This window comes from Paracoccus xiamenensis, assembly GCF_011308835.1.
GTDB classification, from domain to species: domain Bacteria; phylum Pseudomonadota; class Alphaproteobacteria; order Rhodobacterales; family Rhodobacteraceae; genus Paracoccus; species Paracoccus xiamenensis.
Window position 1 is genome coordinate 22,069 of the sequence record NZ_JAAOHY010000010.1, and the last position, 26,373, is coordinate 48,441.

Annotated in this window: 28 protein-coding genes; 10 read left to right on the plus strand and 18 right to left on the minus strand. The window is 65.6% G+C overall.

The features are described 5' to 3' along the window. Positions 1-81: 81 nt before the first annotated feature. The 5 genes from G7044_RS16180 to G7044_RS16200 form a co-directional block, all read right to left on the minus strand. Entirely contained in the window at positions 82-1,392 is a 1,311-nt protein-coding gene (locus tag G7044_RS16180; RefSeq protein WP_166330758.1) for an AI-2E family transporter, read from the minus strand. 98 nt (positions 1,393-1,490) lie between these two features. Further along, entirely contained in the window at positions 1,491-2,714 is a 1,224-nt protein-coding gene (locus tag G7044_RS16185; RefSeq protein ID WP_166330905.1) for a saccharopine dehydrogenase family protein, read from the minus strand. Between the two features lie 17 nt (positions 2,715-2,731). Beyond that, positions 2,732-3,829 (minus strand): carboxynorspermidine decarboxylase, encoded by a 1,098-nt coding sequence (gene nspC / locus G7044_RS16190; protein WP_166330760.1) that lies wholly within the window; start codon positions 3,827-3,829, stop codon positions 2,732-2,734. A gap of 200 nt (positions 3,830-4,029) precedes the next feature. Further along, a complete protein-coding gene (locus G7044_RS16195; RefSeq protein WP_166330762.1) occupies positions 4,030-4,488 on the minus strand; it encodes an ATP-binding protein in 459 nt (152 codons plus the stop codon). Between the two features lie 20 nt (positions 4,489-4,508). Continuing rightward, positions 4,509-4,835, minus strand: coding sequence for an STAS domain-containing protein (locus G7044_RS16200; RefSeq protein WP_166330764.1), 327 nt, complete (start codon positions 4,833-4,835; stop codon positions 4,509-4,511). Between the two features lie 87 nt (positions 4,836-4,922). On the opposite strand from G7044_RS16200, the gene G7044_RS16205 reads away from it, so the two are divergent. Further along, positions 4,923-6,221, plus strand: a complete 1,299-nt coding sequence (locus G7044_RS16205) for a carboxylesterase family protein (protein ID WP_166330766.1) — start codon at positions 4,923-4,925, stop codon at positions 6,219-6,221. Positions 6,222-6,290: 69 nt separating this feature from the next. Here the strand turns inward: G7044_RS16205 and rplT are convergent, their stop codons facing one another. The 4 genes from rplT to pyk all read right to left on the minus strand — a co-directional run bounded on the left by rplT (position 6,291) and on the right by pyk (position 8,665). Then, positions 6,291-6,650 carry a 50S ribosomal protein L20 gene (gene rplT, locus G7044_RS16210; RefSeq protein WP_166330768.1) on the minus strand — a complete coding sequence of 120 codons (360 nt, stop codon included), beginning with the start codon at positions 6,648-6,650 and terminating at the stop codon, positions 6,291-6,293. A 15-nt stretch (positions 6,651-6,665) separates the two neighbouring features. Continuing rightward, a complete protein-coding gene (gene rpmI, locus G7044_RS16215; RefSeq protein WP_166330770.1) occupies positions 6,666-6,866 on the minus strand; it encodes a 50S ribosomal protein L35 in 201 nt (66 codons plus the stop codon). Positions 6,867-6,976: 110 nt separating this feature from the next. Beyond that, positions 6,977-7,186 carry a hypothetical protein gene (locus tag G7044_RS16220; RefSeq protein ID WP_166330772.1) on the minus strand — a complete coding sequence of 70 codons (210 nt, stop codon included), beginning with the start codon at positions 7,184-7,186 and terminating at the stop codon, positions 6,977-6,979. A gap of 33 nt (positions 7,187-7,219) precedes the next feature. Beyond that, on the minus strand, positions 7,220-8,665 hold the full coding sequence (gene pyk / locus G7044_RS16225; protein ID WP_166330774.1) for a pyruvate kinase: 1,446 nt from the start codon (positions 8,663-8,665) through the stop codon (positions 7,220-7,222). Between the two features lie 102 nt (positions 8,666-8,767). Here pyk and G7044_RS16230 point away from each other — a divergent pair, with 102 nt between their 5' ends. Further along, the gene (locus G7044_RS16230; RefSeq protein ID WP_166330776.1) at positions 8,768-9,526 is read left to right on the plus strand and encodes an N-formylglutamate amidohydrolase; all 759 of its coding nucleotides are present in this window, start codon (positions 8,768-8,770) and stop codon (positions 9,524-9,526) included. Here the strand turns inward: G7044_RS16230 and G7044_RS16235 are convergent. The 5 genes from G7044_RS16235 to G7044_RS16255 form a co-directional block, all read right to left on the minus strand. Then, complete coding sequence (locus tag G7044_RS16235; RefSeq protein ID WP_166330778.1) at positions 9,523-10,182, minus strand: glutathione S-transferase family protein; 660 nt, start codon at positions 10,180-10,182, stop codon at positions 9,523-9,525. The genes G7044_RS16230 and G7044_RS16235 overlap by 4 nt on opposite strands. A 126-nt stretch (positions 10,183-10,308) precedes the next feature. Continuing rightward, entirely contained in the window at positions 10,309-10,731 is a 423-nt protein-coding gene (locus G7044_RS16240) for a hypothetical protein (protein WP_166330780.1), read from the minus strand. 71 nt (positions 10,732-10,802) lie between these two features. Further along, the gene (locus tag G7044_RS16245; protein ID WP_166330782.1) at positions 10,803-11,930 is read right to left on the minus strand and encodes a GNAT family N-acetyltransferase; all 1,128 of its coding nucleotides are present in this window, start codon (positions 11,928-11,930) and stop codon (positions 10,803-10,805) included. Beyond that, positions 11,927-12,643: an LrgB family protein gene (locus tag G7044_RS16250; RefSeq protein WP_166330784.1), complete on the minus strand. Its 717-nt coding sequence runs from the start codon at positions 12,641-12,643 to the stop codon at positions 11,927-11,929. Before G7044_RS16250 ends, G7044_RS16245 begins: the two co-directional genes overlap by 4 nt. Further along, positions 12,636-12,989 (minus strand): CidA/LrgA family protein, encoded by a 354-nt coding sequence (locus G7044_RS16255; protein ID WP_166330786.1) that lies wholly within the window; start codon positions 12,987-12,989, stop codon positions 12,636-12,638. The genes G7044_RS16250 and G7044_RS16255 overlap by 8 nt, the downstream gene beginning before the upstream one ends. A gap of 252 nt (positions 12,990-13,241) precedes the next feature. Here G7044_RS16255 and G7044_RS16260 point away from each other — a divergent pair, with 252 nt between their 5' ends. Further along, on the plus strand, positions 13,242-16,691 hold the full coding sequence (locus tag G7044_RS16260) for a chromosome segregation SMC family protein (RefSeq protein WP_166330788.1): 3,450 nt from the start codon (positions 13,242-13,244) through the stop codon (positions 16,689-16,691). A 10-nt stretch (positions 16,692-16,701) separates the two neighbouring features. Here the strand turns inward: G7044_RS16260 and G7044_RS16265 are convergent, their stop codons facing one another. Further along, positions 16,702-17,544, minus strand: coding sequence for an aminoglycoside phosphotransferase family protein (locus tag G7044_RS16265; RefSeq protein ID WP_328803868.1), 843 nt, complete (start codon positions 17,542-17,544; stop codon positions 16,702-16,704). A gap of 102 nt (positions 17,545-17,646) precedes the next feature. On the opposite strand from G7044_RS16265, the gene G7044_RS16270 reads away from it, so the two are divergent. The 4 genes from G7044_RS16270 to zapE all read left to right on the plus strand — a co-directional run bounded on the left by G7044_RS16270 (position 17,647) and on the right by zapE (position 20,587). After that, positions 17,647-18,210: an NADPH-dependent FMN reductase gene (locus G7044_RS16270; RefSeq protein ID WP_166330792.1), complete on the plus strand. Its 564-nt coding sequence runs from the start codon at positions 17,647-17,649 to the stop codon at positions 18,208-18,210. Between the two features lie 63 nt (positions 18,211-18,273). Further along, on the plus strand, positions 18,274-18,729 hold the full coding sequence (locus G7044_RS16275; protein ID WP_166330794.1) for a RidA family protein: 456 nt from the start codon (positions 18,274-18,276) through the stop codon (positions 18,727-18,729). Beyond that, positions 18,729-19,475, plus strand: a complete 747-nt coding sequence (locus tag G7044_RS16280; protein WP_328803869.1) for a glycerophosphodiester phosphodiesterase family protein — start codon at positions 18,729-18,731, stop codon at positions 19,473-19,475. The genes G7044_RS16275 and G7044_RS16280 overlap by 1 nt, the downstream gene beginning before the upstream one ends. Then, on the plus strand, positions 19,475-20,587 hold the full coding sequence (gene zapE / locus G7044_RS16285) for a cell division protein ZapE (protein WP_207630344.1): 1,113 nt from the start codon (positions 19,475-19,477) through the stop codon (positions 20,585-20,587). Before G7044_RS16280 ends, zapE begins: the two co-directional genes overlap by 1 nt. On the opposite strand, the gene G7044_RS16290 is transcribed toward zapE, so the two are convergent. Beyond that, the gene (locus G7044_RS16290; RefSeq protein WP_166330797.1) at positions 20,584-21,858 is read right to left on the minus strand and encodes a bifunctional folylpolyglutamate synthase/dihydrofolate synthase; all 1,275 of its coding nucleotides are present in this window, start codon (positions 21,856-21,858) and stop codon (positions 20,584-20,586) included. The two genes, zapE and G7044_RS16290, sit on opposite strands and share 4 nt — an antisense overlap. A gap of 17 nt (positions 21,859-21,875) precedes the next feature. Then, a complete protein-coding gene (accD, locus tag G7044_RS16295; RefSeq protein WP_166330799.1) occupies positions 21,876-22,796 on the minus strand; it encodes an acetyl-CoA carboxylase, carboxyltransferase subunit beta in 921 nt (306 codons plus the stop codon). Positions 22,797-22,900: 104 nt separating this feature from the next. Here accD and cls point away from each other — a divergent pair, with 104 nt between their 5' ends. Next, on the plus strand, positions 22,901-24,328 hold the full coding sequence (cls, locus tag G7044_RS16300; protein WP_235931359.1) for a cardiolipin synthase: 1,428 nt from the start codon (positions 22,901-22,903) through the stop codon (positions 24,326-24,328). 118 nt (positions 24,329-24,446) lie between these two features. Here the strand turns inward: cls and G7044_RS16305 are convergent, their stop codons facing one another. Continuing rightward, complete coding sequence (locus G7044_RS16305) at positions 24,447-25,040, minus strand: CAP domain-containing protein (RefSeq protein WP_235931360.1); 594 nt, start codon at positions 25,038-25,040, stop codon at positions 24,447-24,449. A gap of 160 nt (positions 25,041-25,200) precedes the next feature. Here G7044_RS16305 and G7044_RS16310 point away from each other — a divergent pair, with 160 nt between their 5' ends. Both G7044_RS16310 and G7044_RS16315 read left to right on the plus strand, forming a co-directional pair. Beyond that, a complete protein-coding gene (locus G7044_RS16310) occupies positions 25,201-25,986 on the plus strand; it encodes a DUF6478 family protein (RefSeq protein WP_166330803.1) in 786 nt (261 codons plus the stop codon). Between the two features lie 9 nt (positions 25,987-25,995). After that, on the plus strand, positions 25,996-26,373 hold the full coding sequence (locus G7044_RS16315) for a hypothetical protein (protein WP_166330805.1): 378 nt from the start codon (positions 25,996-25,998) through the stop codon (positions 26,371-26,373).

The following is a 26,373-nucleotide window of genomic DNA, read 5'->3' on the forward strand; positions in this document are numbered from 1 at the left end:
TCTTACGCCTTCGACGCGAAGCTGTCTATGGATAGGTCGCCAGATGACGCGATGATCACCAGGTTTTGCGTCCCGCCTGCATCAGTCGGGCTGCGGGCGGGCTGTCATGACATCGGCGGTTTCTGCCCGCGCCTCGGATACGGTTTCCGCGGAATCTCCGGCCTCTACGATGTCGCGGGCCTCTTCTTCATCCTCATCTTCCAGCGCAGGCGGATCTTCGCCGGCCAGAAAGTTGCCGAATTTTTCCAGCCCAGGAATGTGGTCGGCCAAGACCTTCATCACCACCAGAATGGGCACCGCCACGACCATGCCCAAGACCGACCACAACCACGCCCAGAGCGCGACGGTCACGAAGACCACCACCGTGTTCAACTGTAACCTGCGCGAGACGAAATAGGGCGTGACCAGCTGCCCCTCCAGCGAGGTCAGCCCCAGATAGGTCGCCGCGACCATGAAGGGCGTATAAATATCGCTGAAGCTGATAAGCGCCACGACGAAGGACGCGGCCACCCCGGTTACCGCGCCCAGATAGGGAATGAAGTTCAGGATAAAGGCTGCCACGCCCCACAAAAGCGGCTGCGGCATGTCCCAGATCCACATCGCCAGCCCGACGCTGACCGCCAGCCCTGCATTGATCAGCGTGATCGCACCCAGATAGGAACCCAGCGCCGCCTCGATCTCGCGCAGCGCCATATAGGCGGCGCGCTTTTCCTTCAGCGTGTCAAAACTCTGCACGACCTTCAGATACATAAGATCGCCGGACGCGATGAGGAAAAACAGCAAAAACAAAGTAAAGACGATCTGCCCCAGCACCGACGGCCCCGCCTCCATCACCGTGCTCAGGGTCGAGGCCTGGTCTGTGTCCACCTCGACGCGAATCGAGGGCTCGCCTTCGGACTGGGCGATCACGTCCGAGGCGGCATCGGTTGCGGCCTGCGGGGCGGGGTCCGGATCTTCGTCGCCGCCGGTCATCTCCTCGATCTTGGCGGCGGCCTGCTCCAGCGGCTTGACGCTTTCGCGCAGGGTATCCACCCGCTGTTCCAGCCGCACGGCGATCTGGTCACTGTCGTCGACAATATCGCTGAGTGGGCCAGAGATGAAATAGCCCAGTACCGCCACCAGCGCGACCAACCCAAGCGTGACGATTGCCGCCGTCACCGTGGCGCCGACGCCCAGCCGATCCATCAGCCGCCGGAAGGGGACGAAGACGAAGAACAGCAATACGGCAAGCGAGACCGGCATCAGAAAGGCCGATGCCATGGTGACAAAATGGAACAGCAGGATCAGAAAGACCCCGACAATGGCCCAGCCGGGAACGGAGCGTACGCGTTTTTCGGGCCGGTTGGGGCTCGGGAAACGGTGCTGGGTCGTGTATTTCGGCTGAGGGGGCATCCGGAACTCCGCAGGGTTGTCCAGCCAGCCTAACGCAAAACGCGACCCGGCGGGTTCCCGGATCGCGTCATAGTATTTGTTTGCCCGGGACTTGGCCGTCAGATCGGATGATCGCCCGAGGCGTCGATCACGCGCGTCGGCAGGCCCATTTCGCCCAGCAGTTCCAGGAAGGGGCGGGCAGGCAGGTCTTCGACATTGGCCATCCGCTTAACATCCCAGGTGCCGCGCGCGACCAGAATGGCAGCGGCAACCGGCGGTACGCCAGCGGTATAGCTGATGCCCTGGCTGCCCACTTCCTCGTAGGCTTCCTTGTGGTCGGCGACGTTATAGATGAACACTTCGCCCGGCTTGCCGTCGCGGCTGCCCTTGACCAGATCGCCGATGCAGGTCTTGCCGGTATAATCGGGCGCGAGGCTGGACGGGTCGGGCAGCACCGCCTTGACCAGTTTCAGCGGCACGACCTCTTGTCCCTCGGCGGTCTTGACCGGCTGTTCGGACAGCAGGCCCAGCGATTGCAGGACGGTAAAGACGTTGATGTAATGCGCGCCGAAGCCCATCCAGAAGCGCACATCGGCGTCCTTGTAGCGGGCCGACAGGCTGTGCACCTCGTCATGGCCGGACAGATAGGCGGTCTGCTTGCCGACGACGGGCAGGTCCCATTCGCGGCCGACTTCGAACATCTTGTTCTCGGTCCATTTGCCGCCCTGCCAGGCATAGACGGTGCCGGTGAATTCGCGGAAATTGATCTCGGGGTCGAAATTCGTCGCGAAATAGCGGCCATGGCTGCCGGCGTTGATGTCGACGATGTCGATGCTGTCGATCTTGTCGAAATATTCGTCCTCGGCCAGGCGCGCATAGGCGTTGACCACGCCCGGATCGAAGCCCGCGCCCAGAACGGCCGTCATCCCTGCCTTTTCCACCGCCTCGCGACGCTTCCATTCATAGTTTCCGTACCAGGGCGGCGTTTCGCAGACCTTGGCCGGATCTTCATGGATAGCCGTGTCGATATAGGCGCAGCCGGTGTCGATGCAGCCCTGCAGCACCGTCATGTTCACAAAGGCCGACCCCACATTGATGCAGATGCCCGCATCGATCTTGCGGATCAGATCAGCCACGGCGGCGCTGTCCATCGCATCGACCTGATGGCTGGCGAAGTCCATCTTGTGGCCCTTGTCGCGCAGCGATGCGATGATCGCATCGGCCTTGGACTGCGTGCGCGATGCGATATGCAGCGCGCCGAATTCCTGGGCCCATTGCGCAAGCTTGTGCGCGGTGACCTGGGCGACGCCTCCGGCGCCGATGATGAGAACGTTTTTCTTCAACATTTCCCCCTTCGGAGTCAGGACAGGCTGTCCCGGTAGTCATCATAGGTAAATTCACGGACCGGGCGGATCGTTCCGTCCAGATCACGGATGGCGATGGCCGGCATATTCACACCGTTGAACCAGTTCTTCTTGACCATCGTATAGCCGGCAGCGTCAGCGATGCTGATGCGGTCGCCGACTTCCAGCGGCTGCTGGAATTGCGCATCGCCGAAGATATCCCCTGCGAGGCAGGTCTTTCCGGCGATCTGATAGGGATGACCGCCGGTTTGCGGCAGCTTTGCGGTTTCGCGATAGATCAGCAGATCGAGCATATGCGCCTCGATGCTGCTGTCGACCACGGCGATTTTCTTGCCGTTGTCGATGATGTCCAGCACGCTGACCTCCAATGTGGCGGTGCCGGTGATGCTGGCCTCGCCCGGTTCAAGGTAAACCTGCACGCCCAACCGGTCGCTGAAGGCCTTCAGCCGGTCGGCGAGGCGGTCCAGCGGATAGCCCTCGCCGGTGAAATGGATGCCTCCCCCCAGCGAAACCCAGTCGAGACGCTTAAGGAAGGGGCCGAAATCAGCCTCGATCCGGTCGAGCTGGCCCGAGAACAGGTCGAAGTCGCGATTCTCGCAATTGTAGTGGATCATGACCCCGTCGATCCGGCCTTCCGCGGCCTCCAGCCGGGCCATGTCCCATTCGCCAAGGCGAGAGAAGGGCCGCGCCGGGTCCGCCAGATCGAAGCCAGAGGTCGAGAAACGCGGGTTCAGCCGCAGCCCGCGGGCGATATGGTCGGCCTTGTCCGCGAAGCGGTCCAGCTGGGTCAGCGAATTGAAGATGATCTTGTCGGCATAGCCGATCGCCTCGTCGATCTCGTGATCGGCCCAGGCGACGGAGTAGGCATGGGTTTCCTTGCCGAATTTTTCGCGCCCCAGACGCAGTTCGAACAGGGAAGACGAGGTGGTGCCATCCATATAGTCGCGCATCTGGTCAAAGACCGACCAGGTGGCAAAACACTTCAGCGCCAGCAGCGCCTTGGCACCCGAGGCCTCGCGCAGGCGGGCCACGATTTCCATGTTCCGGCGCAGCGCCGACAGGTCCATCAGGTAATAGGGCGTCTGCAGAGTCATCGCTTCCCCACGGTGATCGAGAGGGCTGCGATATATGCTGCCCTGCCTTGCTTCGCAAGGAAGCGCAGCCCGCTGTGGCAGCGAATGATGACAAGGCCGTGACGAAACGCCCCGCGATGCGGTCCCGCGTTGGCCCTTGTTGCACCTTGCCAGCGATTGGCCCGGCGCGGTGTGGCGGCAGACCTGGCGGACGGGCGCGCTTAATCCGGCCTTGGCGGTTGCAGCGGGATGGTGAAAGCGACGAAGTTGCGGCCCCGTTCGCGGAAATAGACCAGCGATTGCGCCAGGTGGCCAATCAGGAACCAGCCAAAGCCGCCCTCGGGATGGGTCTGCGGATCGGGGCCGGTCGAACTGAGGCAGACCCGCGGCAGCAACCCGCCATCGTCGCTGACCGAACAGGCCAGGCCGTCCGGCTGCGCAACCACGCTGAGATGCACCATCGGCTGGTCCCCGGATTCCAGATCACGGCCATGAAGGGCGACGTTGTTCAGCAACTCGGCCAAGGCAAGCTCTGCCCGTCCCATCAGGTCGGGCGTCGCATGGGGGCTGAGCCGGGTGTTCATATCGATCAGGACCTCGCGCACGGTTCTGGTCACCGCGACGAAGCTGCGGGTGAAGACGATGATCGGCTGTGCGGTGGCGTTGCCCCGACTTGCCATCAGCTGTTCCTTTCCGACGATCAAGACCCGGTACCGTGTTCCGCGCCGATTATGTCAAAGACCTGGTCCATTCGCGTCAGCCGGAACACCCTTTCGACATTCGGCGTCAGCCCGCGCAGCAGCATCCGGCGACCTTCTGGTAGCGCTTTCTTCAGCGCGATCACCGCGCCCAGCCCCGAACTGTCGAGGAACTCGACCTCTGAAAGATCCAGCACCAGATCTGGCCCTTTGATGGCGACATGCGGGCGCACGGTGTCCTTGAATTCGCCCGCGATTACGGCGTCCAGCCGGCGTTCGGACATGCGCACCACGACCCGACCCGATTCGTTCTGCACGGTTACATTCATTCTGGTCTCATCATTCTGCCTGCTGGCATCCTTAAGCCCAAATCCTTACCATCCGGTGAACACGAGACCAGTCTGGCGAGGAAACCGATGCCAAAGCAGCCGGGCGATGGCGCCGAGGAGATCGCGATCTCGTCCCCCGGCGGTCCGATTCGCGCTCGTCTTGTGCGGGGGCTGATCCGCGCCTGCGGGATTCCTTATGCGCAGGCAGGGCGCTGGCAGCCGCCGCGCGTCGCCGCGACTGGGCCGGTCAACGCCCTCCACCCCGCGCCGGCCTGCCCGCAACTGCCCATTGCGCGCCTTGACGCCTTGCTGCCCAACGCGTTTGCGGGTCTGCGCTTTGATGAAGCCTGCCTGAACCTTTCGGTGACCGCCCCGGCGGGCGGGCAGGGGTTGCCGGTGATGGTCTGGCTGCATGGCGGCAGCTACGAATCGGGGGCAGGCGATATGAATGTCTTCGACCCCTCGGCGCTGGTGATCGAACAGCAGGTCGTCGTGGTGGCGGTCACGCATCGGCTGGGCCTGTTTGGATGGCTGGGCGACGAAGGGCGGGCCGCCAACCTGGGTGCGTTGGACGTGATTGCGGCGCTGAATTGGGTGGCCGACAATATCGCGGCTTTTGGCGGCGATCCGGGGCAGGTCACGCTGTTCGGTCAGTCCTCAGGCGGGGATCTGGCGGCGCGGTTGATGGTCTCGGGCCGGATCACCGGGCTTGTGCACCGGGTCATCGTGCAAAGCGCCCCTCTGGATTTGCCGCTGCGGACCGAAAAGATGCGCGCGACCATGCGCCGCGTCGTGCAGGGGCTGACGGTGGGGGAAACGACCCGGGAAGTGCTGGACCGGCAGGCGGCGGCACGCCGGGCGGTGCGACGATACGGGTTGGCCGGACAGATGCCGTTCGGGCCGGAATTCGGCGCCGATCCCTTCCCTGAGGAGGCCGATCTGCCCACTTTCCATGCCGCCATCGCGCCCGAGATCCCTCTCCTCATCGGCCATACCCGCGACGAGGCCGCGCTGTTCTTGCCGCCAAGGCCGCAGGGTGCCGCCCGGCTGGCCGAGCCGCTGCGCCGCGCAGCTGTGCGGATGCTGACGAACCGGCTGTATGGCCGGCCAGCTGATGGCTTCGCTGTGCATCACCGCAGGGCGGGCGGGCAGGCGACGCGTTTCCAGGTCGATTGGCCGGGTGGGGATTGGGGGCCTTCGCATCTGGCCGACCTGCCGCTGCTGTTTCCTGGCCCGGACTGGCTGGGAACGCCGCTGGTCCCCCGGGGCATGAGGCTTGACGAGCTGACCCGCATCGGTGCGCCACTGCGCCAGGCATGGGCCGATTTTGCGCGCAGCGGTCGCGCCCCCGGCGATCTTCCGGGAATACTGCGCGTCGACGGGTGAGCGCATGAAAAAAACCCGCGCCAAAAGCGCGGGTTTCAGATCGCTATCAAGTGCGGATCAGGCAGCAGATCAGGCTGCGGCTTTCGCCTGTTCGACGATCGCACCGAATGCTTCGGGCTCGTGCACGGCCAGATCGGCCAGCACCTTGCGGTCCACCTCGATGCCGGCTTTCGACAGCAGATTGATGAAACGCGAATAGGTCATGTCGGCATCGACCGCACGGACGGCAGCGTTGATACGCTGGATCCACAGCGCGCGGAAGTTGCGCTTGCGGTTCTTGCGGTCGCGGGTGGCGTATTGGTTCGCCTTGTCGACGGCCTGGGTCGCGGTACGGAAGTTGCGCGAACGGTTGCCGTAATAGCCCTTGGCTGCGTCAAGGACCTTCTTGTGGCGGGCGTGGGTAACCTTGCCGGATTTAACTCGTGCCATGTGTCAGTCCTCGGATCAGCGGTTATAGGGCATGTATTTCTTGACGATCTTGGCATCCGCGTCCGTCAGGACCGAGGTGCCGCGCGCATCGCGAATGAACTTCGTCGTGCGCTTGATCATGCCGTGGCGCTTGCCGGCCTGGCCGGACTTCACTTTGCCCGAGGCCGTGAACGAGAACCGCTTCTTGGCAGCCGCTTTGGTCTTCATCTTCGGCATTTTACACTCCTTGTCAGAGGTTTACGCACGACTCGGCAATGCCATCTCGGCCGGCCGCGCGGGATTGAAGCCGTCCCTATACGGGGAGGGCAGCGGAAAGGCAAGCGGGATCAGGGAAAAAGCCGGTCCCAGGCGGCGCCGATTTGCGCAAAGCCGACACTGCCCGGTTGCAGCCAGGCCGCCAGCGCCAGCGCAAGCACGCCGGCAACAAGCAGGATTGCGGCACCGCGCGGCGCCTCGGTCCGCAGCAGCGAGATGATCGCCGCAGGAATCGACAGCACGCAAAGCGCGGCGCCCAGAAGCAGAAGGATGTCGGCCATGGCTTTTCCCTGTAACCCGTGTGGGGGACAGGCTTATTCCTGTTCAGACCGATTGATCAAGCGTTCATCGCAGGAAGCGACGCGCAGGATGTTCGTCGTGCCGGCGATATTGAAGGGCACACCGGCAGTGATGACGATCTGCTGGTCCTCGGTCGCAAAGCCGAAATCGCGGGCCGCGCGGGCGGCGCTGATGACCGCTTCGCGGAACCGCGACAGCGGCACGGTCGCGACGCAATGGGTGCCCCAGGTCAGGCACAGCCGGCGCAGCACGCGTTCGATGGGCGACATGGCGATGATCGGCGTGCGCGGGCGTTCGCGCGCCACCAGGCTGACCGTGGTACCCGATTGCGTATGCGCGCAGATGGCCGAGATATCAGTGGTTTCCGCGATTTCGCGGGCGGCAGCGACGATGCCGTCGGCCACGGTCTTGCGGTCGGCCTTGCGCGATGCCTCGATCACCTCGCGATAGGTCGGGTCGATCTCGACCGAGCGGGCGACACTGTCCATCGTCCGCACGGCATCGACCGGGAACTGACCGGCCGCCGATTCGGCCGAGAGCATGACGGCGTCGGCGCCTTCATAGATGGCATTGGCCACGTCCGAGACCTCGGCCCGGGTCGGCATCGGGCTTTCGATCATCGATTCCAGCATCTGGGTGGCGACGATCACCGGCTTGGCGGCGGCCCGGCTTTGCCGCACGAGCCGTTTCTGGATCGGCGGCACCGACTGCACCGGCAGCTCTACCCCCAGATCGCCACGCGCGACCATGATCCCGTCCGAGACGGCAAGGATTTCGGGGAAGGCGCGCACGGCGGCGGGCTTTTCGATCTTCGACAGGATCGCGGCGCGGCCCTTGGCCAGTTCGCGGGCTTCCAGCACGTCCTCGGGGCGTTGGACGAAGGACAGGGCCAGCCAGTCGGCACCCAGTTCACAGGCAAATTCCAGATCGCCGCGGTCCTTGTCCGACAGCGCCGCCAGCGGCAGCACCACGTCGGGAACGTTCACGCCCTTACGGTCGGAAATCGTACCGCCCACGGTGACCGTGCAATCGGCGAAATCGGCGCCGCATTCATCCACTTGCAGGCGGATCTTGCCGTCATTCACCAGCAGCGAGGAACCGGCTTCCAGCGCCGCGAAGATTTCCGGGTGGGGCAGCTGTACGCGGGTCGCGTCGCCCGGCGCGGGATCGAGGTCAAAGCGGAACTTTGCCCCATCGGCCAGATCCTGCGGGCCTTCGGCAAAGGTGCCGACGCGCAGTTTCGGGCCTTGCAGGTCGGCCAGCACCGCGATCGGACGGCCCAGATCGGCCTCGATCTTGCGGATGGTGTCATAGCGCGCCCTGTGGTCTTCATGGCTGCCATGGCTCATGTTCAGGCGGAAGACATCTGCGCCGGCCTCGAACAGGGCGCGGATGGTGTCATAGTCGGAAGAGGCCGGTCCCAGCGTGGCCACGATTTTGATATTGCGGTGGCGTCTCATGGCTATGTCTCCGGCTGGTCGGTTGAATGTTTGCGCCATCATGGCCGAAACGGCGGGCCGCGACAACTGGCAGAGCGTGAAGAATTGACGTAAGGGGCGCGTATGAAAGATGACAGTCTGACCCGGCATGACGCCTTCTGGACCGAGGGCGAGGCCCGCGACAGCCGCTGGCTGATTACCTGCGATCACGCCACCAATCGGGTGCCCGACTGGGTCGGCGGCGGCGATCTGGGTATCGCGCCCGAAGATATGGCGCGCCACATTGCCTATGACGTCGGCGCGGCCGGGGTGTCGCGTAAGCTGGGGGCGCTGATGGGCGCGCCTGTGGTCGGATCGGATTTCTCGCGTCTGGTGATCGACCCGAATCGGGGCGAGGATGACCCGACCCTGCTGATGCGGCTGTATGACGGGACGGTGATCCCAACCAATCGCGATGCCGATGCCGCCGAACGCGATCGGCGGCTGAACGCCCTTCACCGCCCTTACCACAGCGCGCTGGAATCGCTTGCTGCCACGCGTTCCGACCGCGCCATCTGCGCCATTCACAGCTTCACTCCGCAGCTGCGCGGCAGGCTGGCGCGGCCTTGGGTTGTCGGCGTTCTGTATTCCCACAAGGACGAACGCCTTGCCCCCTTGCTGATCCAACGTTGCCGGCAGCAGGGCTGGGTCACCGGCGATAACGAGCCTTATTCGGGGCATCTCGACGGCGATTCCATCGACCGCCACGCATTGGCGCAGGGCCGCCCCAATGTGCTGATCGAGGTCCGCAACGACCTGATCCGCGACGATGCCGGTCAGCAGGAATGGGCCGAAAGGCTCGCGTCGGTGATGGACGGGCTGCTGGAGGAAGCGGGGCTTTAATCCCGCTCCGGCGCACCCAGCGGAAAATAGCTGCGGAAGGGGCGGGCCTCGTCAATGGCCCGCGCGAAGGATGGCCGGGCCAGCAGGCGTGCGCGATAGGCCCGCAGATTCGGGTGGTCTTGCGGGATCGGGTGCGTCCAATCGGCATAGAACAGCGCCGGCCCCGCCGCGCAATCGGCCATGCTGAAGGCGTCGCCCGCCGCCCAATCGCGCCCGGCAAGTTCCGTTTCCAGCCAGTCATAGGCGCGGTCAAGTTTCTCGGCCGCGACCGTCAGGCCCTCGTCGCGCTTGACGGCATTGATGCCAAGCGCACCGTCGACCGCATATTGCGCCGCGTTCATCACATGCAGGTCAAAGAAGCGGTCCATGAAGCGCACCTTGAGCGCCAGATCGGGGCTGTCGGGCAGCAGCTTCACCGGGCCGGGATGGACGCGGTCCAGATATTCGATGATGATACTGGTCTCAGCCAATTGGGTATCGCCATCGACCAATAGCGGAAATTTCCGCAGGGGCCAGCGGCGCAGCCACTCTGCCCAGTTGTCGGTCTGGTCGGGTTCCAGCAGGCGGAACTCGAACGGCGTCGCGTTCTCGTAAAGCGCGATCAGCACCTTCTGGGTATAGGAGGAAAACGGGTGGCCGTAGAGGATCAGTGACATGATGCGCCTGTGCTGCCGCGCTTGCCTGACTGTGCGGTGGCGTGCACGGATCCGCAAGCGGCGGCGTGGTTGCCGGGAGCAATTGGAGAGGGATGATTGGCTGCCCAACGACCAATGCGGTTAAAGCTAGGCGTTCTTTCCAGTTCCTGAGGCCCACATTCTAGCTTGGAATTCGTGCGCCACTTTGCCAGGAGGATCATCCAAGTCATCACGAATATGCCAGACCAGAAGCGACCAAAGCCGATCATGTTGGTCTTTGGTCATATTTTGCTTGTTCGACTCTGCGATTTCGTCGGTGAAGCTGTGCAACGCCATGATTACTTGAGGCGATCCAATCAAGTGGAGATTGTTTACGATCGAGGCAAAGCGCATTTTTGCTTCAGGGGACGGTTGCTCGCCCACAATTCCGCTCGCCGCCGCAAAGAACTCCTCATAATAGGCAAGCTTCTTTGACCGCCAAATCGCCTTTCGTTCTGCCTGCTTGGTAAAATAAAAGGTCCCCGCAGAGATAGTGACTGACGCGATTGCAGTAATTATTGCTGCCCACATGATCGACTGAATCCTTTGGCGGCTAGATTGGCCTTGCGGGGACTTTGTCCGTTGTCGCGACCAGCTGCAAGCTAACCCCGCCGGAACGGTCCCCAGTCGCGCAGGAACTCGATTTCCTCGCCCACGGCCTGCCGCTCGCGGTCGAGATAGTCGGCGATGGCGCGGCGAAAGCCGGGATCGGCGACCCAGTGCAGCGAATGGGTCTCGGTCGGCAGATAGCCGCGCGCAAGCTTGTGTTCGCCCTGCGCACCGGCCTCGACCCGGGCCAGACCCTCGGCAATCGCGAAGTCGATGGCCTGATGGTAGCACAGCTCGAAATGCAGGAAGGGGTGTTCCTCGACCGCGCCCCAATAGCGGCCGAAAATGGCGTCGGGCCCCAGCAGGTTCAGCGCGCCTGCGATGGGGCGGCCGTCGCGTTCGGCCAGGACCAGCAGACAATCGTCGCGCATCGTCTCGTGCAGGCGGTCGAAAAAGGCGCGGGTCAGGTAAGGGCGGCCCCATTTGCGCGCGCCGGTGTCCTGATAGAAGGTCCAGAAGGCGTCCCAATGTTCGGGCTGGATCTCATCGCCGCGCAATTGCCGGATGGTGCCGCCGAAATCCTGCGCCCGCGCGCGTTCCTTGCGCAGCGCCTTGCGCTTGCGCGAAGACAGCCGCGCAAGAAACTCGTCGTAATCGGCATAGCCGTCATTTTCCCAGTGGAACTGCTGAGTGCTGCGGGGCAGGAAACCGGCCTGTGCGCCAAGCGCTGCCTCGGCTTCGGTGCAGAAGGTGACATGGGCGCCCGACAGCCCGTTTTGCTGGCAAAGCTGGGCCATCGCGGCAAGCAGCGCGGTCTGGCCTTCGGCATCCGGTGCGATCAGGCGCGGGCCGGTGACAGGGGTAAAGGGGACCGCGCATTGCAGCTTGGGATAGTACTGGCCGCCGGCGCGGTGCAGGGCCTCTGCCCAGGCGTGGTCGAAGATGTATTCGCCCTGGCTGTTGGTCTTCACATAGCAGGGGGCGACGCCGCGCAGCTTGCCCTCGTCGCGCAGCCCCAGATGGGCCGGGTGCCAGCCCGTGCCCTCGCCGACCGAGCCCGAATCCTCCAGCGCAGCAAGAAAGCGGTGGTTGGTGAAGGGATTCGCGCCCGCGCCGGTGGCGTCCCAATCCGCGGCCGGGATCTCGGCGATGCGCTGGTGGACGGTGACCGCGAGGCTCATGAAAACAGGCCCAGCACCAAGGGTGCGATGATGGCGGTCAGCACGGCGTTCAGCCCCATGCCGATGCCCGCGAAGGCGCCGGCGGTTTCATTCACCTGAAAGGCGCGCGCGGTGCCGATCCCATGCGCGGCAACGCCGACCGCAAAGCCCCGCGCGCGCCAGTCCGTGACCCGCAGCGCGTTCAGCAAGGGCGTGGCCACGATCGCGCCGAAAATGCCGGTCAGCAGCACCAGAACCGCCGCCAGCGTGGGCTGGCCGCCGATGCGTTCGGCGATGCCGATGGCCACTGGCGCCGTTGTCGATTTCGGCGCGAGCGATGCCAGCAGGACCTGATCCAGCCCGAAAGCCCGCCCGATCGCCAGCGCCGACAGCACCGCAACGACCGAGCCGACCAGCAACGCGGCCGCCACCGGCAGCGCCGCGCGCTTGATCCGCGACAGGTTGTCGTAAAGCGGCAGGCCCAGACAGACCGTCGCCGGTCCAAGCATGAAATGGACGAATTGCGCGCCCTCGAAATAGGTCTGATAGCTGGTCCCGCTGATCCACAGGACCGAGCCGAGGATCACCACCGCAATCAGCACCGGGTTGGCGATGCTGCGCCGGCCCGAGGCGCGAAACACCGCGTCCCCCGCCCAATAGGCCGCCAGTGTGGCCGTCAGCCACAGCAGCGGCTGGCTGGACAGATAGGACCAGATCAGCGCCGCATCAGTCATCGCGCGACCCGGTCAGCCGGGCGATGGCGGTAAAGGTCAGCGCGCCCGCCCCGATGGCGAGGACGGTCGAAACGCTGACCGCCAGCGCCAGCCCGACCCCGTGTTGCGACAGCACCGGCAGATGGGCGATCACGCCGACGCCGGCGGGCACGAAGAACAGGGACAGATTGGCCAGAACCGATTTTGTAACCGGTCGCAGCATGTCGGCAAGCCGCGGCCGCAGCATGCAGGCGCCGACCAGCAGCACCAGCCCCATGACGGGGCCCGGCAATGGCAGATCCAGCCCGCGCGAGGCGATCTCGCCTGCAAGCTGAAAGCACAGAATGATGGTCAGGGCCGGGATCATGCGGCGAAGTTATGCGCCTTCGCCGTCCCTGACCAGAGGGGCAGCCATGCAGCTGCCGACAGGCAGCCATGCGACGACTGCGCCATGCGGCGTTGCGCGGAGGGCGTGCAGCGGGATCTTGTGAGGCCGCAAAAATCTTGGGGATATGTCGCGCGCGGCCGCTATATCTTGCGGTTTCAGTTGACTTGGACGGCTCCGCTTTGGAAAATCGGGCAAAACAGAACCGATTCCGGGGTAACGGGGGCAGCGCGCGTGAAATTCGACCGGCTCAGGCTGAATGGCTTTAAATCCTTCGTGGATCCTACCGATCTGGTTATCCGCGAGGGGCTGACCGGCGTGGTCGGCCCGAACGGTTGCGGCAAGTCGAACCTGCTGGAGGCGCTGCGCTGGGTCATGGGCGAGAACCGGCCAAGCGCGATGCGCGGCGGCGGGATGGAGGACGTGATCTTCGCCGGCACCTCGCGGCGCGGCGCGCGCGCGCATGCCGAGGTGACGCTGACCATCGACAACCGCGAACGTCTGGCTCCGGCAGGGGTGAACGATCAGGACGGCATCGACATCGTGCGCCGAATCACCCGCGACGCCGGCTCTGCCTACAAGATCAACGGCAAGGATGTACGCGCCCGCGACGTGCAGATGCTGTTCGCGGATGCCTCGACCGGGGCGCATTCGCCGGCGCTGGTCCGGCAGGGGCAGATTTCCGAACTGATCAACGCCAAGCCCAAGGCGCGCCGTCGGATTCTGGAAGAAGCTGCCGGGATTTCCGGCCTGTATGCCCGCCGGCACGAGGCGGAACTGAAGCTGAACGGTGCGGAAACCAACCTGACGCGGGTTGATGACACGCTGGATCAACTGGCGACGCAGGCGGCGTCGCTGTCGCGTCAGGCCCGTGCGGCGGCGAAATACCGCGAAATCGGTGCGGCGCTGCGGCTGGCCGAAGGCGTCCTGCTGTATCGCCGCTGGGCCGAGGCGGATCAGGCGCGAGAGGCGGCGCTGGAGGCGTTGCGCGAGGCGGTGAAATCCGCGGCGGACGCCGAAGCCGCCGCGAAAAAGGCGTTGGGCGCGCGCGAAACTGCCGAAGCGGCGCTGCCTCCGCTGCGCGAGGAGGAGCAGATCGCCGCTGCCCTGCTGTCGCGGGCCGTTGTCGACCGCGAGGCGCTGGACGAGGCCGAGGCGCGGGCCGAGGCCGCCATCGTGCAATTGCGCGCGCGCATCACCCAACTGGCGCGCGACATCGACCGCGAAGGCCAGCTGAATCGCGACGCGGCCGAGGTTGTGGAACGGCTGGGCTGGGAAAAGCGCGAGTTGGAAAAGGCCGGGCAGGGGCACGAAGACAAGCAGGCGCAGGCGGGTTTCGCTGCCGATGAAGCCGCCGAAGTCCTGCGCGAGGTCGAGGCCAAGCTGGCCGAACTGACCGACGAATCGGCGCGTCTGGCCGCGCAGGCCCAATCGGCAGAGCGGCTGGTCGCCGATCTGACCGCCATGCGTGACCGTGCCGAACGTGCGGCGAGTGAGTCAGAGGCCAATGTCGCGCGCGCCGATGCGGCCGGCGCCGAGGCCGAAGCTGCCCTGCAAGGCGCCGAGGCCGCCCAACAGGACGCCGCCGCCGCCGCCGACGGGGCCGAGGAGGCGCTTGCCGAAGCCGAGGCCATCCGTGCCGAGGCTGAAACCACCGAGGCCGCGACCCGCGCCCTGCGTTCCGAACAAGAAGGCGAGGCGAGCGCCTTGCGCGCCGAGATGACGGCGCTGGAAAAGCTGGTGGCGCGTGGTGCCGGGGACGGCACCGCGCTGCTGGATCAGGTTCGGGTGACGAAGGGCTATGAAATCGCTTTGGGCGCGGCCTTGGGCGATGACCTTTCGGTCGGGCTGGCCGGGGAAGGCTCTGGCTGGGCGGCTCTGCCGGGTTACGACGACGCCGCACCCCTGCCGGCGGGCGCGACGCCGCTGTCGGCGCAGGTGTCGGGGCCGGCGGTTCTGATGCGCCGGCTGCCTCAGATCGGCATTGCCGGCAGCGCGGCTGAGGCGGTCGCGATGCAGCTCGCGTTGCGGCCCGGCCAGCGGCTGGTGACGCGCGACGGCGGGTTGTGGCGCTGGGACGGGATGCGGGTGCTGCCGGGCGAGGCGTCCTCGGCCGCGGCGCGGCATCTGGAGCAGGTGAACCGGTTGGCGGAACTGCGCGGCCAATCGGATGAGGCCGCTGCACGGGCAGCGGAAGCCGTTGCAGCCCATGACGCGGCGCGCGCGGCGCTGAACGCGGCGGGGCAGGCCGAAAAATCCGCGCGCGAAGCCCGGCGCGACGCCGAACGGGCGCTGTCGGATGCGGCACGCGCGGAGACGCGGGCCGAAAGCGACCTGTCGCTTGCCCGCGCCCGGTCCGAATCCGCCAGTGCTGAACTGGCGCGCCATGCCGCCGATGCCGGCGACGCGCGGGCGCGTCTGGCCGAGGCGCAGCGCGCGTTGGCGGCCTTGCCCGATCGTGGCGCGGCGGCGGCGGCGGTCGAGTCCGCGAAAACCGGGGTCGAGGCGGCGCGCATCGCCACCATGACCCGGCGTGGCCTGCTGGACGAATTGCGGCGCGAGGCGAATGCCCGCACCCGCCGCCTGCAGGAAATCGCCAAGGAAGAATCGGGCTGGAAGCTGCGGCTGGAACAGGCGGGCACACGCGCCGCCGAGTTGGAAGACCGTCGTGCCGCAACCGAGGACGAACTGGCCGGGGCCGAGGATCAGCCGGCGCTTCTGGCGGAAAAGCGCGACCAGCTGCGCGACGCCGAAGAAGCGGCAGGCAGCCGCCTGACCCGTGCCCGTGTGGCCCTGGCCGAAGCCGAGGATGTGCTGCGCGCCGCCGCCATGACCGAACGCGACGCTGAACGTGCAGCCTCGGAATCGCGCGAGACCCGCGCCGCCCGCGAGGCCCGCGCCGAGGCCGCCCGCGAAACCGAAGCCGCCGCCCGCGCCCGTATCTTCGAGGAAGTCGAGACCACCCCGGACGCCCTGCGCGAATCGCTGGGCGAGGTGGAGTTGACCGGCTCCGCGACCCAGCTGGAAGACGAGATCGCCCGGCTGCGCGCCGCCCGCGACGGGCTTGGCCCCGTCAACCTGCGCGCCGACGAGGACAAGCGCGAGTTGGAGGATGAGCGCGACAAGCTGGCCACCGACAAGGCCGATCTGGAAGAGGCGATCCGCAAGCTGCGCGCCGGGATCGGCAGCCTGAACCGTGAGGGGCGCGAGCGCCTGTTGGCCGCCTTCGATACTGTGAACAGCAATTTCACCGCGCTGTTTACCCATCTGTTCGGCGGTGGCGAGGCCAAGCTGGTGCTGGTCGAATCCGACGATCCGCTGGATGCCGGCCTTGAAATCATGTGCCAGCCGCCGGGCAAGAAACTGTCGACGCTGTCGCTGCTGTCTGGGGGCGAACAGACGCTGACGGCGCTGGCGCTGATCTTCGCGGTGTTTCTGGCCAATCCGGCGCCGATCTGCGTGCTGGACGAGGTCGACGCGCCGCTGGACGACGCCAATGTCGGCCGTTTCTGCGACCTTCTTGACGAGATGACCCGCCGCACGGACACCCGCTTTCTGGTCATCACCCACCACGCCGTGACCATGGCGCGGATGGACCGGCTGTTTGGCGTGACCATGATCGAACAGGGCGTCAGTCAGCTGGTCAGCGTCGATCTGAAACGGGCCGAGCAGTTGGTGGCGTGATCCGTCGGCGTTATTCCTCAGCCATTGCCGAAAGTTCCGCGCGGGCGGCCTCGGCAATCTGAAGGTCGATGGCGGCATTGGGGTCGTCATCGGCGATGAACCATGCCGCCGACAGCCCGGTCCAGGCGAGGATCCACTGCAGCAGCCGCCGCCTCTCCAGTCCGGCGGCCTCGCAGACCACGGCCAGCCGGCGCTGAAAGACGCCGTGCCGGGTCGCCATCGGCTGCGAGGGGTCCGACAGGTCGGGATTGGTGAAGATATTGGCGAAGTCGAAGCCGCGTTCCCCGCGCAGGCCGTGCGGGTCAATGGCCAGCCAGCCACTCGCCCCGAAATCCAGGATATTGTCGTGATGCAGATCGCCATGCAGCACCACCTGATCGCGGGGCGCGGCCAGCAGGGTCGACGCCGTTGCCCATGCCGCAGCCAACAGGCCACCATGACGGGCGGCGGCCGTTTCCAGATCGCGAAACCATACGCTCAGCGGCATTAAATCTGGCGGATTGGGCCTTGCTTGATGCAAATGACGGGCGGTTTCGCAGATGATCCTGCTGGCCCGATCGTCCTCGGCCCCGCGCGCCATGGCGGATAACGCGCGCGTGCCCTCGGCGCGTGCCAGCAGCAATGCACCCCCGTCGCGGTTCAGGACCGGCGCGGCGCCGCTGCCTGCCCACCAAGCCATGACCGCAGCGCCGCGGATCTCATCGGGTTGGGCGGTCAGCTTCAGCATCGCCGGGCGACCTGCCTGCCGCACTGGCATCAGCCGCGCGTGATGGGTGGCAAATTCCGGCCCGTCGGGCCGAAGTTGCCAGCGGACCAGCCACGGGGCCAGCGAGGGCGGCACGGGATGGGGCACGATTTTCCTGCGATCCAGTTGCATTTCGCATCATGGCTGCGACACTTGCGGCCATGAAACAATAGGCATAGCTCAAATCCGATATTTCTGAAGGACAGTGCCATGAAACTGAACGTCATCATCACCAGCACCCGCCCCGGCCGCAATGGCGAGCCGGTCGGCAACTGGTTCTACGACTACGCCAAGGCCCATCCGGGTGCCTTTGACGAGGTGATCCTGTCCGACCTGGCCGAAATCGGCCTGCCGCTGCTGGACGAGCCCCATCACCCCCGCGCCAAGAAATATCAGCACGAGCATACCAAAAACTGGTCGCGCATTGTCGACGGCTCGGACGCGTTTGTCTTTGTGCTGCCGGAATACAACTATGCTCCGCCGCCCAGCTTCTTCAACGCCATCGACTATCTGGCGCTGGAATGGAATTACAAGCCGGCGGGATTCGTGTCCTATGGCGGCATCTCGGGCGGGATGCGCTCGACCCAGGGCGCGAAAGAGATCCTGACGACGGTCAAGGTGGTTCCGGTGCTGGAACAGGTCGCTGTGCCGATGGTCTTCGACTATCTGAAGGACGGCGCATTCGCCGCGCCGCAGATCGTGCAGGACAGTGCCGATGTGATGATCGCGGAACTTGGCCGCTGGGCCGCCGCGTTGAAACCGATGCGCGGATAATGGCCTTCGACAAGCGCGCCGATCCGTCCTAGGATCGGCGCGAATTTCTTGACGGAGCCGGAAATGTCCCACGATGCCCGCCTGAGCGCCCTGAACATCACCCTGCCGGACGCCCCTGCACCTGCGGCAAACTATGTGCCCTATGTCCGGTCGGGCAATCTTCTGTATGTGTCGGGCCAGATTTCGGCCGGGCCGGACGGCCCGATCAAGGGCCGGCTTGGCGATGATCTTGACGTGGCCGCCGGCGCAGCAGCCGCCCGAAACTGCGGTCTGGCGCTGCTGGCGCAGGCGCGCGCGGCGCTCGGCTCGCTTGATCAGGTGGTGCGGGTGGTGAAGCTGGGCGCTTTCGTCTGTTCCAGCAATGACTTCACCGACCAGCCTGAGGTCGTGAACGGCTGTTCGGACCTGATGGTCGAAGTCTTCGGCGAAGCGGGCCGCCATGCCCGCGCTGCCGTGTCGGTCAATGCGCTGCCGCGCGGTGTGGCCGTGGAAATCGAGGCAATCTTCGAGGTGGCATGATGGCTCTGCATCCCGATTTCACCCGTCTTCCGATCGCCCATCGCGGCCTGCATTCGCCCGGTGTGCCCGAAAATTCGCTGGCGGCATTCCGTGCGGCCATCGCCGCCGGCTACGGGATCGAGCTGGACGTCCAGCCCTCGGCCGAGGGCACGCCGATGGTGTTCCACGACTATGACCTGACGCGGATGTGCGGGGACGAGGGCTATATCGCCGACCGCGACGCCGAAGATCTGGCCGAATTGCGGTTGCTGGACACCGATGAGGGTATCCCCTCGCTGGTTGAGGTCCTGCGCGAGGTCGCGGGCCGTGTCCCGCTGCTGATCGAGATCAAGGACCAGGACGGCCGGCTGGGCCGCAATATCGGTGAATTGCAGAACCGTGTGGCGGCGGCGCTGTCGGCCTATGACGGCCCGGTGGCGGTCATGTCCTTCAACCCGCATACCGTCGCCGCCTTCGGCAAGGCGGCGCCCGAGGTGACGCGCGGGCTGACCAGCTGCGACTATCCCAAGGAAGACTGGCCGATGCTGGACGATGACGACCGCGCCCGACTGGCGCGGCTGGAAGACTATCCGGCCTCGGGTGCTGAATTCCTGTCGCATCATTGGCGCGATCTGGACAATCCGGCGGTCACCGCCCTGGCGGCGCAGGGCGTTCCGGTGCTGTGCTGGACCATCCGCTCGGCCGCCGAAGAAGCCGAGGCCCGCAAGCTGGCGAACGGCATAACCTTCGAAAACTATTCCGCCTGATGGTCACGGTCACTGAACTTTACGACGCCCGTGTCGCTGACGGGCGGTTGAAGGACGATGCGGCGCAGCGCGCGGTCCTGCCGGAAATGGACAAGATTGTGGCCGGCCTGACCGAAGCCGCGCCTGCCGCGAAACCGGGTGGCTGGCGGCGGCTTTTCGGCGGTGCGTCCGAACCCGCCGCCCCGGGGCCGCGCGGGCTGTATCTGTGGGGCGGCGTTGGGCGCGGCAAGTCGATGTTGATGGACCTGCTGATGGAGGCGGCCCCCATCACCGCCAAGCGCCGGGTGCATTTCCACGAATTCATGCAGGAAATTCAGGCCGGGCTGCACGCTGCCCGCCAGCGCGGCGATCAGGACACCGTCCGCCCGGTGGCCGAGGCGGTGGCCGCCAAGGCCCGGCTTTTGTGCTTTGACGAGATGCAGGTCACCGACATTGCCGATGCGATGATTGTCGGCCGCCTGTTCGAGGTGCTGTTCGAACGCGGCACCTGCATCGTCACCACCTCGAACCGGGTGCCAGAGGATCTGTACAAGAACGGCCTCAATCGCCAGCTTTTCCTGCCTTTCATCGCCCTGATCCGCAACCGGATGGAGGTCTTCGCCCTCGACAGCCCGCGCGATCACCGGCAGGGGCGCAGGCCGGGCGAACAGGTCTGGTTCAGCCCGCTCAATCGCGAAAGCCGCGCCGCCGTGGATGCTGCCTGGACCGAGTTGACCGATGGCCAGGCGGTCGCGCCGCTGCAATTGCAGGTGCAGGGCCGCGAGGTCGAGATTCCGGCCCATGCCGGTCGTCTGGGCCGGGCTGGTTTCTGGGATCTGTGCGGCAGGCCATTGGGACCGGCCGATTATCTGGCAGTGGCCCAGGCGCTGGATGTGCTGGTGATTGACGATATTCCGCTGCTGTCATCGTCGAATTTCAACGAGGCCAAGCGCTTCGTCACCTTGATTGATGCGCTATACGAGGCGAAGGTCCGCGTCATCGCCTCGGCCGCTGCCGAACCAGAGCGGCTTTACGTCGAAGGCGAGGGCAGCTTCGAATTCGAGCGCACCGCCTCGCGCCTGCGCGAGATGCAGGATGCAACATGGGGCGCCGAAGGGGCCGCGCCGGCCTAGCCGTTTTCGCGCAGCACCATCCCCGCCAGATACAGCGACCCGCAGATCAACAGCCGCGCGCCCGGATGGGCGGCGGCCAGATCCGCCACCGCGCTGCCCGGATCGGGGGCGGTGGTCGCGGCCAGGCCGACCGACAGGGCGCTGTCGCGGGTGGCCTCGGCGGGCAGGGTGTTGGCCTCGCCGGGGATCGACACGGCGGTCAGGCTTTGCGCCTGCCGGGCAAGGGGACGCAGGTAACCGGCGACATCCTTGGTGTTCAGCATCCCGCAGATCAGATGTGTGGGCTTTCGCGCCATGCCGGCCAGCGTCGCGGCCACGGCTTCTCCACCCGCGGGGTTGTGGCCACCGTCCAGCCACAGCTCGCAACCATGGGCGGCGGCGATGTCGACCAGCGGCCCATGCTTCAGCCGCTGCATCCGGGCCGGCCATTCGGCGCGGGTGACGGCGGCCTGCGCCTCGGTCGCGCCGAAGCCGAGCGCGCGCAGGGCGGCGATGGCGGTGCCCGCATTGTCGATCTGATGCGGGCCGGGCAGGTTCGGGCGGGGCAGGTCGATCAGCCCGTGATCGTCCTGAAAGATCATCCCGTCCGCTTCCGGCGCGACCTGCCACTGCTGACCATAGGCGATGATCGGCGCACCAAGGCGCGCGGCGCGATCCTCGATCACCGCCAGCGCCTCGTCTTGCTGCCGGGCGATGACGACCGGCACCCGGCGCTTGAGGATGCCGGCTTTCTCGCCGGCGATTTCGGGCAGAGTCTCGCCCAGATATTGGGTGTGGTCGACGCTGACCGGGGTGATGATGGTCAGGGCCGGCTGTGCAACGACATTGGTCGCGTCCAGACGCCCGCCAAGGCCGACTTCCAGCAGCGTGTAATCGGCAGGCGTACGGGCAAAGGCCAGAAAGGCGGCGGCGGTGGTCAGTTCGAAAAAGGTGATCGGGCGGTTGGCGTTGACGTCTTCGATCTCGGTCAGGATGGACGACAATTCGGGTTCCGGGATCAGGTCGCCCGCCAGCCGGATGCGTTCATGGAACCGCGCCAGATGCGGTGAGGTATAGGCGTGGACGCGCTTGCCCGCGGCCTCCAACCCGGCGCGGATCATCGCCTGGGTCGAGCCCTTGCCGTTGGTGCCGGCGATATGGATCACCGACGGCAGCCGGTCCTGCGGATTGCCCAGATCGTCCAGCAGCCGCAGCATCCGGTCCAGCGACAGGTCGATGATCTTCGGGTGCAGCCCCATCACCCGCTGCAGGATAGCGTCCGAATCGTCCATGCCGAAGCGCTTGGCCCTCAGGCTTTGCTGGTTTCGGAGGCGGGAAGGGCAGGCGTCGCCGGTGCCGCGAGTTCACCCTTTACGGCGGGGGGCTGGCCCATCATCATGCGAATGATGGTGATCAGCTCGTCGCGCAACTCGCCGCGCTTGGTCACCCGGTCGAGCATGCCGTGATCCAGCAGGTATTCGGCGCGCTGGAAACCCTCTGGCAGCTTTTCGCGGATCGTCTGTTCGATCACGCGCGGGCCGGCAAAGCAGATCAGCGCATTGGGCTCGGCAATCTGGACATCGCCCAGCATCGCGTAAGACGCCGTGACGCCGCCAGTGGTCGGATGGGTCAGCACGACGATGTAGGGGAGGCCGGCTTCCTTCAGCATCTGAACCGCAACAGTTGTGCGCGGCATCTGCATCAGCGACAGGATGCCTTCCTGCATCCGCGCCCCGCCCGCCGCCGAAAACAGCACCAGCGGGCGCTTCAGCTCGACCGCACGCTGCGCGGCGGCGATGATGGCATTGCCCACATACATCCCCATGGATCCGGCCATGAAGCTGAAATCCTGCGCGGCGGCGACGATGGGCGTGCGGCCCATCTCGCCTTCGGCGACCAGCATCGCCTCTTTCTCGGCGGTGGATTTCTGCGCCGCTTTCAGCCGTTCGGGATATTTCTTCTGGTCGCGGAACTGCAGCGGATCGACGATCGGCTCGGGCACCGATACTTCCTTGAAGATGCCGTTGTCGAACAGGGCGGCGAAACGCTCTCGCGGGGTGATCGGCAGGTGATGGCCGCAATTGGTGCAGACCTGCAGGTTTTCAGCAAGTTCGCGGTGGAACAGCATGGTCCCGCATTCGGGGCATTTGGTCCACAGGTTTTCCGGCACATCGCGCCGTGAAAACAGCGAGTTGATGCGAGGGCGGACGTAATTCGTGATCCAGTTCATCTGCGGCGGCTCCTGACCGGGGGGCGTGGGGACAGATAGGCCGGCTGGCGCCGAATTGCAATTGCGGCGGGCGCGCTGCCGGGGTTTCATGTGCAACCATGTGGATGACCTTCCTGATAAGCCTGAACTATCTGGCCGCCGCCTTCGTCGTGCTGCGTGTATTGACGCGTTCGCGGATGGAGCCATCCGTCCGGCTGGCCTGGATCATGGTGATCGAGGTCCTGCCGGTGGTGGGCATCATCGCCTATTTCCTGTTCGGCGAGGTGCGCATCGCCCGTGCAGAGCGCCAGAAGGCCGCCGATATCCGCGCCCGGCTGAGCGGGATGTGGACGCCTAGCCCCGAGGCAGTGGCAGATCCGCCCGAATGGCTCGCCGGAATCGCCGCGACGGCGCATTCCGTGGGCGGGATGGTACCGGTGGCCGGCAACCGGTTGTCGCTGATGTCGGAAAATGACGATGGTTTCGATCCGATGATCGAGGCCATCGACGCGGCGCAGGACCATGTTCATGTGCTTTTCTATATCTGGCTGGACGATGTTGCGGGGCGACGCGTTGCGTCGGCACTTGTCGCGGCGGCGCAACGCGGGGTTGCCTGCCGGGTTGTGGTCGACGCGGTGGGTTCGCGCCGGTTCATCCGTTCCGCGGCGTGGCGGCAGATGGAGGCGGCCGGGGTCGAACTGGCCGAGGCGATGCCCACCGGGTTCTCGCTGCTGCTCAGCGCGCTGACGCGCCGGCTGGACCTGCGAAATCACCGCAAGATCGTGCTGGTCGACAACCGCATCGGCTTTACCGGCAGCCGTAACGCCGCCGACATGGCTTTTGCGATCAAGCGCCGATTTGCGCCATGGATCGACGTCTGGTTCGCGGTCGAAGGCCCGGTGCTGCGGCAGATGCAGGGCGTCTTTCTGGCCGATTGGATGAGCTATACCGGCCAGGACCTGGGCGAGCGTGTGCTGGTTGCGGTGCCGGCAGCGACCCGTCCGGGGGTGATCGGGCAAGTGGTGGCGACCGGGCCTGACCGGCGGGCGGGCAGCGTTTCGGATTGCATCATCGCCATGCTGGCTGCCGCACGCCGAAAGGTCATCATTACCACGCCCTATTATGTCCCCAGCACCGCGCTTGATATGGCGATCCAGGCCTGTGCGCGGCGCGGGGTCGAGGTCACGCTGATCCTGCCGGCGCGCAATGATTCGCTGTTTGTCAGTGCGACCTCGGAAGGGTTTTACCAAGGCCTGCTGCGCGCCGGGGTCCGCGTCATGCTGTTCAAGCCCGGGCTGCTGCATGCCAAGCTGGGTAGCGTTGACGGCCGGGTGGCCATGCTGGGCAGCGGCAACCTCGACCGGCGCAGCTTCGAGCTGAACTACGAAATGAACCTGATCGTTGTTGGTGAAGACATTACCGCCGAAATCGACGCCCGCCAGCAAAGCTATGTCGACCGGTCCCGGCAGTTGCTGCTGGAGGAGGTCGAAGCATGGCCCAGCTGGCGGCGTATTCGTAACAACATGCTGGCGTTGGCGACCCCGCTGCTCTGACGCCGCGCACCTCGCCGCCGCCGCTGTCCGGTTTTGCCCCAACGCAGTCCCGCGATGGCCGCGGGGCTGCGCATCCCCAGCGAATCGCCCGGGGTGCTTTTACGCAAGCATGCGCGTGTCAGCCGCGCGGCTTGCCATAGATGGCAGCCCAGAACGTCGTCTTGCCATCGGCTGCAACCGCCTGACCGATCCCGAAATCCTGCGTGCCGGAAATGACGATGTTGGACAGGTGGTCTGGCGAACTGGACCATTCCGCCAGCACCCGCGAAAGGTCGAAGCGGCCTGCCGCGATGTTTTCTGCCGTCAGCCGCGGCGCATAGCCTTGCACCTTGGCGCGTGCCATCGGGCCGGTGGTCTTGGTGCCGGCATGGGTCATGGCCCCACGCTTGGCCATTTCGCAGGCATGCGCTTCGGCAGCGCGCTGCAGCCGGGCGTTGGTGCGCAGCGGCGCCAGACCGCGCGCGGCACGGGCGCGGTTCGTTGCGGCCAATGCGGCCGCGGCTGCAGCGGGACTGGTCGGCACGCAACGCGCCTGACCCGCAGCAGCAACCAGGATTTCACCATGCCCATCGGTTCGCATGACGCCCTTGGGCAGGCGCGGTGACAGGGTCGAGGCGCGTGCAGTGATGGTGGGCGGTTCGGCCGGGGGCGCGGCGCAAGCTGCCAGCAGCAGGGCAACCATGGGTAGTAGAAAATAGCGAAAGACGTTCATTTCAAAATTTCGTGCTACGGTTGATTCGGATCGGACGCCCCGCTTGATAACCCGCGCACTCCTAATGTCGAGTTAATGTCTCATCAGCGGGCACTTGCCCCAGCGTCCCGGCTTGATTATGCCGAAAGGGACTGAAATTGCCTCGGAACGTTGGCGGAAAATGGCCCCTCGCCTCAGAAGTTGGATTGACCGCCTCCAGCGGCAGCGCGTTCAGGCGCAATGGGCCCGGTTGAGCGAGGGCACCGCCGGGCTGCGCACCGGCCGAATCAGCTATTTACGCGACGAGGCGGCGATTCTTCGGCGCACTCTTGACCGGTTCCTTCGGCAATCCGACCAGCGGCTGGCGGTTTCGCGGGCCGATCTGAAGGATGTGGTGCTGCCGGGGGGGACCGATTGGCGCTGGCGGCCGGAGTTTCTGTCCGTGCCAGCGCGGCCCTCGGGGGTTGCGGCCCCGGAGAATGCTGCGCGGCTGGGCGAAAGCGTTGCAATCTGGCACGACTGCGCGCATCGCGCGCTGATGCTGCGGCAGGTGCCCAACGCGCGGGCGACGGATCTGGCGGCTTTTGGCCTGCGGGTCGAGGTGATGGGATTTTCCGGCAGCTTCCTGTCACTGTCCATCGACCTGCCACCTGCGGCGCTGCAGGGGCTGACGCGCGACTATATCATCCGGCTGGAAACCACGACCGAGTCTGAGAGCGCTCAGGAGATCTATTTCAGGCTGAACATCGGCAACGGCCCGAACACCGAAGAATTGCTGCGTCATTTGGGCGGGACACAGGCGGGGCAGGTCAATCAAACGGTGACCGAGTTCGACCTCGCTTCGACGCAGATGAACGAAAAGCGGCTGGACAAGATCTGGCTGGACGTCATCTTCGAGAAGCCGCAGATGAACTCCGTCACCATTCGCGAAATGATCCTGTCGCGCCATCTGCGCGCGCATGTTTAGGGGCGGTTCATGTCCGATTTCGAATCTTTTGGCCTGAAGGCGGGCGTCTGGGCCGGTCTGCTGCGGCGTCCGACCGCGCCCAAACGGGTGCTGCTGGTCCATCTGGCTGCTCCCGTCGCCGAGGCGAAGATCCGCGCCGATCAGCCGGGGACGTGGCGCATCGAGGTGGCCCTGCCTGCCGACTGCCTGGCTGACGGGGTGCAGAGCTTTGCCCTGCTTGCCGATGAGGGCGAGGGTGACGCACCCTTGCCGGGGGCCGAGCGGCTGGCGACGCTGTCGCTGGTGGCCGGCACGCCGCTGGATATGGACCTGCGCGCCGAGATCGACCTGATCCGCGCCGAGCTGGACCTGTTGAAGCACGAATTTCGCCGCATCGCGACCGAGTAG